Source organism: Hominimerdicola aceti (genome assembly GCF_025567495.1).
Lineage (GTDB): Bacteria > Bacillota > Clostridia > Oscillospirales > Ruminococcaceae > Hominimerdicola > Hominimerdicola aceti.
Genome location: NZ_JAOQJZ010000004.1, coordinates 168,062 through 180,278 on the forward strand (window position 1 = coordinate 168,062; position 12,217 = coordinate 180,278).

The following is a 12,217-nucleotide window of genomic DNA, read 5'->3' on the forward strand; positions in this document are numbered from 1 at the left end:
CCTCATAGATCCCGTCATTATTCATAACGCTTATACTATTTTAGCATACTTCCGATAGCTTTACAAGGGGGTAAAGCCAAAAAAATGGGCGTATTTTCAAAAAACTTTTTCGGGATTGTTGACTTTTGAAACTTAAACGATTGAAAATCGTTATGCTTTTTGTCATTGTCCAAAACGCACTAATAACTGATATTTATTTATATATATTGGATATTGACAGTAATGCCGAAAATATGGTATATTGTGTATATAATAAATTATAGGAGGTAGATACTATGGCAAAGATATGTAACAGCAAGCCTGTTAAAATCGTGCTAATAGTTGCAATTATAATACTGGCTATAGTATTTGGTTTTGTCTTTTATCAAAAAATGTCTGATGAAAATGAAGAAAAGGCTGCAAATGCCCCAGATGACGTGTCTTATGATGTTCCCGACGCCTCTGACATAAAAGTCAAGAAAGGTCGCTATTACCTAAATGGTGACACAAACAGCTATTATTTTGAGATCACCGCAGGCAATCACATACAGCTCCACTGCGATGATATGTATGCTCTTTTTGAAAAGTGGAATCCCGGCAAGGATGACATTATCAAAGAGGACGTTGCTTATTGGACAGGCGAAAAAGAGTATAAAATAGTTGTGACTGAAATTGGCACAGTTATATTGGCGGTGGAATGGGAATATGACGACAACAGCAATCTGACCGGACTTACAAGCGGTCCTTGCTGGCTCGATGAAAACACTCTCGGCAAGTGGGGTCAGGAGGGCGACTTCAAGTATGTAGACAGCAGTGAATATGCTGACAGTTCCACAGCAGAAACAGTTGACACTTCGTACACGATAGCTATTGAAGACAAGATATACCATCTGAGCAACAAGGTGCTTTCAGCAGAAGAAAAAGCTTACATTGATAAGCAAGCTGCTGACGCTTCATCAACACGTTATTTATATGACCCTGCTCAGCAAGCCGACGGCGCTATCACAGATGTTAAGGCAGATGTTTTCAGACTTGACAGCAAATACCTTTGCATAAAGATCAAATGTGATGATCTTTACAGAAGCGTACAAAAGATATATACCGATAAAAATGGGATAGACGGAAATGAAACTGCATATGTTGTTTTGGAACCTGCGGGAAGTAACTACACTCTTGCTGATAGTTTACCCGACAGCACTGAAATTTCGGCATATTATATTTATCACTGGTATGGAGAAGAACCATATGAGATAACAGACAAGGACACTATCGACAAGATAACTGCGTGGATAGAGAACGCTAAATCGGTATGCAAGGATTATCCTTACATTGACGGCTTAGAATACGGCGGTGCAGACGCTTATGGAATCTCTCTCGAAAAGGATGAATCAAGTGATGCGTATGAGAGCATTTGTGTTATCGATGTTTCACAGTATTCGTGGGACACCTCAGGCGGTATGCACTCTGAAAGTAAAATATGCAATTTTAGCATAAAAGATGATACAGGCGAATTTCAGGATTACAATTTGCCAAAGGAAATGATAGATGAGATAATGCCCCTTATAACAAGACCTAATGTTGAATAGCATACAACACATACAAAACCGGCGTGTATCACGAAGATACACGCCGGTCGTTTCTATTATGTTTTTATGATACCTTGAGCCATGCGCAGGCAAAATCAAGTGCTTCATAGAGGCTTGATTTCTCTGCTACCTTAACTATCTGCTTATTCGGAGGCAGTGTGCTGTCTGTTGCAAATTTTCTTATTCTTACCTTATTTGCAACGTCGATACCGCCGACCTTTTCTGTAGAAAGTATTTCTATCATGACTACGAACTCGTCATACATATTTCCAAAATAGATATTATTCCCTTTTCTCACCAGAGGAACGCCCTTATAGGTGAAAAAAGCTTTCTTTTCTTCTGCCATTTATCTCTCCGCCTTTCTCATAATATATTTCTCTTTTTGTTTACTATTTTATTATACCATACTTTTCACACAATTAAAAGAGCTTTTGACAACTTTTTTGCGCAGGTTTTCAGCCTCAATTTATGTGGGATACATATTGTATCACATATTCTTTGAGAAAGCTGTCGAAACATGACCGTAGGGGCGAACTCCGTTCGCCCGTCAGATCATATGCTTAGCATGGGGTATGCGTTTTAATAGTTATCGTCCACAGCCTCGCCTTTAAGAAGTCTGTCCATATTTGCAACGAACGTATCTACCCAAGTTGACTGTATTCTGAATGAGGTTTCACCATTTAGCTTGACTACAGAACGTCTTGAAGAATCCTTATAAATCTCCATAACGTCCTTTTTGCCGTCCTTGCGGTCGAATGTTATAGTCAGATAGCTTTCGCCCTCAGGGTCTGTGAAGTATATCTCATTTGTCGGGCAACCCATAAGATACTGATAGAAGGTCTTAAAGTTGTCAACGTCAAGCTCCTTGCCGTCTGTTGTGACCTTTGTTACCTGTGCGGTAGTTTTGCCGTCAGAATCTGTATCCGTGCTTGCGCCTGAGCTTTCCACCTCATAAACGGTCTTTTTACCATTATAGACTACCTCAACGTCTTTAAGGTCAACAAGGTAGTTTGAAGTCATAAGGCTTGTGATAACGTCCTCTGCTTTGATCGTTGCCCATGGGAGGTTATCGGCTGAAACGAGGTATATAGCGTCAACGCCCTTTACGCCCTCAAAGTAGCAATAATATGCAGACACTGTATCTGTTGTTTCACTGCTGTCGCCTGCGGTAGCATAGACAGGGTCGCCTATTTTAAGGGTATAGTCATAGCCGTCTCCCGAGAGTCTTACTGTTGCGAACGGGTCGGAAAGTCCATGCTCCTTCATTGCAGTTTCATCAGGTGCGATGACCTCACAGCTCTGTGCTGTAAGTCCCCACATACCATGGGTAGTTGCTGAAGAATTTGTAATGTTCAGGTATGAGAAGATAGGCTCTGTCATTACCTGACCTGAAAGTCCCTCTATCTCGTTAGGGTTATTTTCAAACGCCATTTCATAGTCCAGATCTTTTCTTGTAACTGTTTCCTTGCCATAGTCAGGCCAATCGTCGTCAGACGGCTTTGTGAGCAAAGTGAGGTTCGCATATGCGGTCACTGGATCTGTATAGTATGAAAGCTTTGTTCCCATTACCATATAGACGGTCTTTTCATCGTCAAGGCTCACATATCTGTATCTTTCGTTGCTTGGTGAAACAGAGCCTACATGAAGGGTAGTGGCAGTGCCGTCGCTGTATTCAACTGTGAGATCTGCTGTGGGCTTATCAAGACCGTATTTTGACATATCCTCAACGTTTTCTTCAACGAGCTTTTTCGCCTTGAAGCCGTCAAGATTCGATATCATGGAAGCTTCTGCGTTGGCATTTGCATTGAGAGTGCCAAGCTCAGGTATGCTCCATGTGGATTTACCTGACTCGGACTTATTAACGGAATACTCGCCATGTTCGTTTGAAACCTTTACGCTTGTTATATCGTCGCTTGACTTTGTAAGGATAACAACGCTCTCGTCCTGACTTGAAACTGCCGCTGTTGACGATGAGCTGGAGTCTGCGTCTGATTTGCCTGAGGTGGAGTTGAGAAACGCCATTACTCCCACCAGACAAGCGGCTGTGACTCCGCAGATAATGATACCCTGCAATTTACCATTCATTTGTGATTACCTCTGTGTTTTACTTATTCTTTCTTCTTGCCCAGATAACAATACCCACTATAAGAACTACAACAGGTACGCCAAGGCAGAATGTCCATTTAAGAACTGTTTTCTGCTGCTGAGTGATATCGAAAACATTGCCTGTGATAGTTTTTGGTGTGATAGTGATACCTGCAGTCTTTCCGGTAAGGCCGTTTATAACGCTTATGAAATACTCGCTGTTCTGATACTGTGAATACTGCAAGTAGGTATCAGACAGCATACCCTCTGAACCTACTGCGATAACATTGCTATAGAGAGTTTTGTTATCGTCTGTAAATTTTGCCTTTGAGCCGACAGCCATATAATTCTGCTGACCCTTTACCAGAGCATCGCCTATATTCACCTGACCTGTGGTCTGTGATATATCAACATTTGCGGTATAGGCAGAATCTGAGGACTTGAGGTAGGCGTCTGTGGACACCATATCCTGCTCGTCAAAGAGTGTGTTTACAGGACGGCAGAGTGCTGAAAGGATAGCCGGGTTCTCTGTAGAAACGTCCTGAGTGAAGTTATCGGAAACATCTGACGCAACTGTTACGCAAGGCGAGTTATAATACTTGCCTGAATCGCTTTCGCAGATAACGCCCTTGCCGACAGAAAGTCCATACTCTGACAGGAACTCATCAAGATTCGGGGTGTCCTCCTGACCATAAGAAGCGATATAGAGGAGCTGTTTGCCAAGATTTCCGTCATTATTGAGGAAGTCACTGACCTTTTTGATATCCTCCTCCAGATAGTCAGTCTTAGGAGCAGGGATAACCACAACGTCTGTATCGGCAGGGATATCCTCGGAGGTTATATCCACTGTGTTCACGTTATAGCCGTTAGCTGTAAGAAGCGTCTGGAAATATGTGAGCTGTGTAAGCTCGCTTCTGCCTGTGAGGACAGTAACATAGACAGGGTTAGGGTCTGTTACTGTCATAAGTGCAGAAGTGAAAGCCTGCTCTGCATTTGAGGACTCAACATAGCTGCCGTAATAGGACAGGAATGAAAGGTCGCCGCCTGCCTGCTGAGCAAGGGTATCTATGCTGTAGCCTGATTGTGACAGCTTCTGCTCGAACTCGTCTGTGAATGTAAGAAGGTCGAGCATACCGAGCTTTCTTGTTCGGCTTATCTCTTTGCCGTCAACCTTTGTTTTTGTTTCAAATATCATATCGAACTGGCTGATAGTATCGGTATACTCCTTAACGATCTCAGGGTGTGAGTCGATATCAACGAAACGATATGTGATATGGTGATTGAGCTTACAATAGTTTTTCAAAAGCTCAACTGCCTGCTTATTATAAGAGCTGTAATTTGTATAAGCATTCTCGTCTGCGAAGATAGTTACCTGAACGTCAACGTTCACTTTCTTTACATAATCCTCTGTATCGTTTGAAACTGAATATATCTTATTTGTAGTCAGGTCGATAGTGATAGGATATCTGTCAAAAAGCATTGTTGTGACAACATTCACCAGGACAAGCAGAGCGACAAAAACGCAGGTGAACACTGTTGCCATTGTTCCATGCTTGAGCTTTTTGGCATTGAACTTTTTGCCGTCCTTTGTCTTTTTCTCTTTTTTATCTTTCTTTTTGTCTTTATCTTTTTTATCCTTTTCTGTATCCTTTGGAGCGGTCTTTGCTGCCTTTTCGTCTGCTACAACGTCTTTAAGCAGGTCTGCTCCTGATACAGAGATCTTTTCGTTATTATTCTCTTCCATTTAAACAGCCCTCCTTTAGCCCCAGCGGCGTTTTTCAAGCACTCTCACCGTGAGGAAAAGAAATGCCACTATTGCACTCAGAAAGAACACAACGTTAGAAAAATCAAAAAGTCCATAGGTGAATGAATAATATCTCTCGCCGAATGACACCTTTTCGCACACTGTTGTGAGCCATTCAAAAGGCAGAAGATTGCCTATAGTTGACAGGAACGACACGAAGATAAGTGCGATAAAGCTTATTACTGCGGCAACTATCTGGTTTTCTGTGAAAGATGAGCAGAAGATACCGATAGCGATATAAGCGCCGCCAACAAGTGCCAGAGCGACGATATTGCCCACAACGACGTTCCAGTCAGGCGTACCGAAAGCGGATACGACAACTGCAAAAACGCCTGTGATAGCGATAGCTATGATATAGATAAGGAAAGCGGCAAGGAATTTACCAACGACTATGCTGCCAAGACCCACAGGGGCGGTGAGCAGACACTGGTCTGTTTTTGTTCGCTTTTCCTCAGATATGGTCCTCATGGTGAGGACAGGTATAAGCACTATTATGATTATAAGAAGCGCACTGAAAACGGAATCAAGTCTTGTATAGCCGCTTTCAAGGCTGTAGTTTGCAAACATTACGCCTGAATAGGCATAGAATGCCGCAAGGAAAATATAACCGATAGGTGAGGTAAAATAGCTTCTTACCTCTCGTCTGAATATTGCGCCCATTAGTCATTTCCCTCCTTATCGGAAGTATTTTCAAGGGCAGGCAAAGCCTCGCCCATTGTGAGCTTGAGGAATATATCTTCAAGTGAAAGCTCAGAGGTCTTAAGTTCAAGCATATACCAGCCGTTTTTAACAACTGTTTCAAAGACGTCACGTCTGATATCCACGCCCTCTTTTGCCTCTATTCTTATATCGTTCACGCCGTCTTTATGGCTTGCGTCGCAGATGACTTTCTCAACGCCCTTTATGCCCTGCATTGCTCTGACGATCTTATCCTTATCGCCCTGTATCTTTGCAGTGAGCTTATGCTCGCCTGAGAGCTTCTGTGAGAGGTGTTCCTCTGTATCGTTTGCGACGACCTTGCCCTCGTTGATAACTATTATCTTATCGCAGACAGCCTGCACCTCAGAGAGGATATGGGAAGAAAGGATAACAGTATGATTTTTGCCGAGCTTTCTTATAAGAGTTCTTATCTCGATTATCTGCTTAGGGTCAAGACCTACCGTAGGCTCGTCCAAGATAAGAACCTTTGGGTTGCCGATAAGAGCCTGAGCAAGACCTACTCTCTGTCTATAACCTTTTGACAGGTTCTTGATTATTCTGTTATAAACATGGTCTATCTTTACAAGTCCGCATATATCTTTAAGATGCGACACCTTTGGGAGCTTACACTTTTTAAGGTCATAGACAAAATAGAGATATTCTTTTACGGTCATATCCATATAAAGGGGCGGAAGCTCAGGGAGATAGCCTATCTGCTTTTTAGCCTTGATAGGGTCTTCAAGGATATCTACGCCGTCTATAAGGGCTTTGCCGTCTGTACAGGATATGTAGCCTGTAAGGATATTCATGGTGGTGGATTTTCCCGCTCCGTTAGGACCGAGGAAGCCGAGAACTTCGCCGTCCTCAGCTTTAAAAGAGATATTATCGACAGCTTTTTTGTCGCCGTATCTCTTGGTAAGGTTTATAACCTCTATCATTTTATTTCCTCCTCTTAGGAAAAGCATTCATAAGTCTTTACAATTTTATAATACTTATGTGACAGGGGAGTGATAGCTGTACGAAATACAGAGCATTTTAAGTAAATTTAAAGTAGCAAATACTCAAAATGCTCCGCTGTTGAATTATTTATCTGTTTAAAAGCGATGTATCTATGTAATTTGTAGGGGAGCGGTGCAATTTCTGCTTTGCAGAGATCCGACATCCCACTTGTTTGGAAATAATTTCGCCCCTACACATATTCAACATTTTCGTAGTTTTTTATTATGACAGCTTCTCAATGCCCTTTCTTATTCTTGCAAGAGTATCCTCCTTGCCGATGAGATATGATATCTCAACACCGCCGCCCGGAGTGAACGCCTTACCTGAAACTGCAACTCTAAGAGGCCACAGAACGATACCGTTCTTTACGCCAAGCTTGCCGATAAGGTCAAAGAGTGCGTCATGGATATTTTCCTCTGTCCAATCCTCAACACCCTCGAGAACAGGGAGAACTTCTTTGAGAGATTCAAGAGAATTTTCAGGGTTCGTTTTCATCTTCTTATGTGTATAGAGAGCTATATCATACTCAGGGAGAGCGTCGATAAAGTCTACCATTTCAGGTATCTCTGTGAAAAGCTCTGTTCTTGCCTGCAAGAGCTTTGCGATCTCGTTAAGGTCAACGTCCTCTCTATGAACAGACTGCTTGATATAAGGGATAGCATACTCAGCAAACTTCTCAGGGGTCATAGCCTTTATATACTTGCCGTTGATAGCTTTAAGCTTAGCAGGGTCGAAGATAGCAGGGGACTTAGAAAGTCCGTGGATATCGAATTCCTTAACAAGCTCTTCAAGTGAGAATATCTCGTTCTCGCCCTTTGGCGCCCAGCCAAGCAGAGCGATATAGTTTATAACGGCTTCTTTAAGATAGCCCTTTTTCATAAGATCCTCATAAGATGCGTCGCCGTCTCTCTTTGAGAGCTTATGCTGCTTATCTTTCATGATATGCTCAACATGGATATAGGTTGGTATCTCCCAGCCGAAAGCCTTATAGAGCAGGTTATACTTAGGTGCAGAAGCAAGGTACTCGTTACCTCTAACAACGTGGGTGATACCCATAAGGTGGTCGTCAACGACGTTTGCAAAGTTATAGGTAGGCATACCGTCTGTCTTTATAAGTATCTGGTCGTCGAGGGTAGAGCAGTCAACAGTGATATCGCCGTAAAGCTCGTCATGGAAGGTAACTTCGCCCTCTGTAGGTATTTTCTGTCTGATAACATAAGGAACACCTGCGTCAAGCTTTTCCTTTATCTCTTCAGGTGAGAGGTTACGGCAATGTCTGTCATACATTGGAGCGATACCGCTTGCTTCCTGAATGGCTCTTACTTCCTCAAGTCTTTCCTTGTCGCAGAAGCAATAATAAGCTTCACCCTTTTCAACAAGCTCCTCGGCATATTTCTTGAACATACCCATTCTCTGTGACTGGATATAAGGGCCTACAGGTCCGCCGATATCAGGACCTTCGTCCCAGTTGAGACCAACGTCCTTAAGTGTCTTATAGATGACCTCAACAGCACCGTCAACGTAACGTTCCTGGTCTGTATCCTCAATACGGAGAATAAAGTCTCCTCCGTTCTGCTTTGCAATAAGATAGGTAAAGAGTGCTGTTCTCAGGTTACCTATGTGCATATAACCTGTTGGTGAAGGTGCAAATCTTGTTCTTACCTTGTTCATTTATATCTTCCTTTCAAAATTAGAGTCTTATTTCATATCCTGCTCATCAAATGCAATTTTTACATATTTCGCAGGATTATTTGCAATATACTGCCTTATTTCTGCGTGTTGCTTTCTGTTTTTGATTATCGTATCATAAAAAGATTTTTGCCATATGGAATAACCTAGTTCTTTTGTGACAGCCTCTTTGAAATGTTTTATGACCCTTGAAAGTGTCGGTGTTTCACTTGTAGGGGCGAACAGTGTTCGCCCGTTTTTCGGCTGTTTTTCAATTTTGATTATAATATGCACATGGTCAGGCATGATACAAGACATCTCTACAAAAACGTCGGGATAGTGCTCAGATATCTTTGTGAGTTTTCTCTTTACAAGTTTTCCTGTAACAGAAAGTTTTGGGTGCAGAATTTCATTTGCAGTCAGCGGGCGAACACTGTTCGCCCCTACATTCTCCCACAGGACTTGGTATTTTTCAGTAACACATATCGTCACAAAATACAAGCCGTTTGCAGAATAATCATAACCCTCAAGACGTATTTTCTTTCGTCTTGGCAAATCTTCACTTGTCATATTTTATTTTCCTCAAAATATCTGACCGCCTGCTCTTTGTTTTTAGCTATCTCCTCACGGAGACTGTCGAAGCTGTCAAACATTTTTTCGGGGCGGAGAAATTCATGCAGTTCAAGTTTTAGCTTTCTGCCGTAAAGATCCCCATGATAATCCATGATGAAGGTTTCTGCAAGGGGAGCTGTTTCAACATGGACGGTAGGCTTTACGCCTATATTTGTCACGCCTGCATACTTATTTCCGTCTATTTCAACAGCGGAGCAATAAACGCCGAATTTCGGCATTACCCTGCCCTTTGGTATCTGCTGATTTATCGTGGGGAAATCCCACGTTCTGCCACGTTGAAAGCCGTGTTCCACTTCAAGGCAGAATCCAAAATGATAACCCAGCATTTCATTTGCTTTGGCTATCTCGCCCTCACGGACGCATCGTCTTATCTCAGTGGAACTTATGACCTCGCCGCCCATGAGCAGTGGACTTACTATTTCCACATCTATATCATATTTTTCACCGAGCCTTTTAAGGTCAACAGCCTTGCCCTGTGCGCCTTTGCCGAATGTAAAATCGTTTCCGCACACTGCGCCGCTGCAATTGAGCCTTTCTTTCAGCACCTTTTTCACAAAATCCTCCGGCTCCATGCCTTTGAACTCTGCAAAATCAGGTGAGAAAAGCACTTCGACCCCAAGCTCTGCCATTTTTTTATGCTTTTCCTCGTCGCTCATAAGCATTTCTATCCTGCCGTCATGACCTTTTGAGGTCACTGTGTCGGTCTTGAAACAGAAAACTGCCGAATGTCCGCCAAGGCTCTGAGCCTTTTTCACAGCCGTTGTTATTATGAGCTGATGTCCTCTGTGGACTCCGTCAAAAAGTCCAAGAGCGCAAACTGTTCTTTTTTCGGGGATAAACCCGCTGTTTGTTATATCCGTCAAAATATCCCTCCGAATAAAACAAATTATCAGAAATTTTTGAAGCTTCTGAAGCTGCCCTCATGAAAAGTGCCGATACCCAGGAAGCTGTTATCACTGCCGTAGACACGGTAGTGCTTGTCCTCTGACAGATCTTTTATCCCTGTCTGCTCAGGTCTGAGCTTTACTCCGTTTCTATAAAGCTTTGTTTCCCACTGTCCAAGGGTAGTTTTTTCGTAGCTTACAAAGGCTCTGTCAAGTGGGATAAGCATTTGTGACAGCTTATCCTGCTCGCAAATTTCGGCTATCTCCTCTATGGTATAGCAATCCTTTATATCAACGCCCCCTGAATAGGAACGCTCCAGAGAAGTCATCATTCCACCGCAGCCAAGCTTTTCACCTATGTCGCTGATAACGGAGCGTATATAAGTACCTTTTTCGCAATCAACTTTCATTACGCCCCTGCGTGAAGCTTCGTCATATTCTATTATATCAATGCTGTCGATATGGACAGCTCTCGGCTCACGCTCTATTTCTTTGCCTGCTCTTGCAAGCTCATAGAGCTTTTTGCCGTTCACTTTTATTGCAGAATACATAGGCGGCACCTGCATGATATCGCCTACAAAACTGCTTTTTGCACATTCAAGGTCGGCTCTGGCAACTGCCTTGTCGCTTGTTTTTAACGTCTTTCCTGTGCTGTCTAAGGTATCGGTGCTTACCCCAAGCTGAAAGCCTGCGGTATAGACCTTTTGTCTGTCAGGGATAATATCGCAGGCTTTTGTGGCTCTGCCCACGAAAACAGGCAGAACGCCTGTTGCCATGGGGTCAAGGGTCCCTGAATGGCCCAATCTTTTTATCCTTAGAACTCCTCTGAGCTTTGCGATAACGTCAAAAGAAGTCCAGCCCTCGGGCTTTTTTACAGGCAAAATGCCGCAGATATTATCCTTGCTGTTATCCAAGCTCATCAGCCCAAGACCTTTTCCGCTTGCTTGAGAAGCTTAGCCTTGACTTCTTCAAGGCTTCCTGTTATCTCACAGCCTGCGGCTCTTATGTGTCCTCCGCCGCCAAACTCACGGCAGAATGCAGAAGCGTCTATCTCATCATCGCTTCTTACTGATATTTTAAAGACGTTCTCGTGTCTTTGCTTAACTGTTATGCCTATTTTCACGCCCTCAACGGACAATGGTATAGAAGCAAGTCCCTCGAACTCGGCAGCGTCAACGCCACTTTTCTCCATAAGCTCTTTTGTAAGCACTATCATAGAGCATTTGCCACCGCAGTAATACTCCATATTCGCTGTAACGGACTGCTCCACCATAAGTCTGCCCTTGCTTTTTACATCAAACATTTTTCTGTTGATATAAGCAAAATCTATGCCATATGACATAAGCTCTGCACAGGCGATGTGAGCCTGCGGAGTTGTGTTTTCATACTTGAAGCAGCCTGTATCCGTTGCAATGCCTGTATAAAGGCATCTCGCTATCTGACGTGATATCTTTCTGCCTGAAGCTTTGAATATCTTATACATTATAAGTGCTGCGGCAGAAGCGTCTGCTTCTACATATGACTGCTTTGCAAAATACTTGTTTGAGATGTGGTGGTCGATGCAAAGGTCGATCGCACCCTCCTCGGCATACTTTGACAGGTTGCTGCCAAGAAGATTTGTGTCTGCGATATCCACTGCGATAACGTACTTCACATCAAATTCCTGAGGGTAATAGCTCTCATAGATAAGATCATATCTTTCGGGAAAGTTGTCGGAATTTACAACGTTAGCCTTTTTCCCCATATCTCTCAGAAAAGCGCACAGGGCAAAGCCTGAACCAAGCGTATCGCCGTCGGGGCTTTTATGAGTTAAAATAAGAAAATTGTCATTTTCTTCAAATATTTTAAGAATATCCTGAAATGTCATAATATCCTTTCTC

General features: G+C 42.9%; 11 protein-coding genes. 1 reads left to right on the top strand and 10 read right to left on the bottom strand.

From position 1 onward, the window contains the following. Positions 1-275 precede the first annotated feature (275 nt). Entirely contained in the window at positions 276-1,565 is a 1,290-nt protein-coding gene (locus OCV57_RS05775; protein ID WP_267300767.1) for a hypothetical protein, read from the top strand. 64 nt (positions 1,566-1,629) lie between these two features. On the opposite strand, the gene OCV57_RS05780 is transcribed toward OCV57_RS05775, so the two are convergent. The 10 genes from OCV57_RS05780 to OCV57_RS05825 form a co-directional block, all read right to left on the bottom strand. Then, positions 1,630-1,911: a hypothetical protein gene (locus tag OCV57_RS05780; protein WP_022287268.1), complete on the bottom strand. Its 282-nt coding sequence runs from the start codon at positions 1,909-1,911 to the stop codon at positions 1,630-1,632. Between the two features lie 233 nt (positions 1,912-2,144). Continuing rightward, on the bottom strand, positions 2,145-3,650 hold the full coding sequence (locus OCV57_RS05785) for a DUF4340 domain-containing protein (RefSeq protein WP_267300768.1): 1,506 nt from the start codon (positions 3,648-3,650) through the stop codon (positions 2,145-2,147). A gap of 19 nt (positions 3,651-3,669) precedes the next feature. Beyond that, on the bottom strand, positions 3,670-5,394 hold the full coding sequence (locus OCV57_RS05790; protein WP_267300769.1) for a GldG family protein: 1,725 nt from the start codon (positions 5,392-5,394) through the stop codon (positions 3,670-3,672). 15 nt (positions 5,395-5,409) lie between these two features. Continuing rightward, complete coding sequence (locus tag OCV57_RS05795; protein ID WP_022287265.1) at positions 5,410-6,114, bottom strand: ABC transporter permease subunit; 705 nt, start codon at positions 6,112-6,114, stop codon at positions 5,410-5,412. After that, positions 6,114-7,091: an ABC transporter ATP-binding protein gene (locus tag OCV57_RS05800; protein WP_022287264.1), complete on the bottom strand. Its 978-nt coding sequence runs from the start codon at positions 7,089-7,091 to the stop codon at positions 6,114-6,116. Before OCV57_RS05800 ends, OCV57_RS05795 begins: the two co-directional genes overlap by 1 nt. 283 nt (positions 7,092-7,374) lie before the next feature. Beyond that, positions 7,375-8,823 (bottom strand): glutamate--tRNA ligase, encoded by a 1,449-nt coding sequence (gene gltX, locus OCV57_RS05805; RefSeq protein WP_022287263.1) that lies wholly within the window; start codon positions 8,821-8,823, stop codon positions 7,375-7,377. Between the two features lie 27 nt (positions 8,824-8,850). Beyond that, a complete protein-coding gene (locus OCV57_RS05810) occupies positions 8,851-9,390 on the bottom strand; it encodes a transposase (protein WP_038670216.1) in 540 nt (179 codons plus the stop codon). Next, positions 9,387-10,316: a riboflavin biosynthesis protein RibF gene (ribF, locus tag OCV57_RS05815; protein ID WP_267300771.1), complete on the bottom strand. Its 930-nt coding sequence runs from the start codon at positions 10,314-10,316 to the stop codon at positions 9,387-9,389. The genes OCV57_RS05810 and ribF overlap by 4 nt, the downstream gene beginning before the upstream one ends. A gap of 26 nt (positions 10,317-10,342) precedes the next feature. Further along, a complete protein-coding gene (gene truB, locus OCV57_RS05820; protein ID WP_267300772.1) occupies positions 10,343-11,257 on the bottom strand; it encodes a tRNA pseudouridine(55) synthase TruB in 915 nt (304 codons plus the stop codon). Next, entirely contained in the window at positions 11,257-12,204 is a 948-nt protein-coding gene (locus OCV57_RS05825) for a DHH family phosphoesterase (RefSeq protein ID WP_267300773.1), read from the bottom strand. The genes truB and OCV57_RS05825 overlap by 1 nt, the downstream gene beginning before the upstream one ends. Positions 12,205-12,217: the final 13 nt, after the last annotated feature.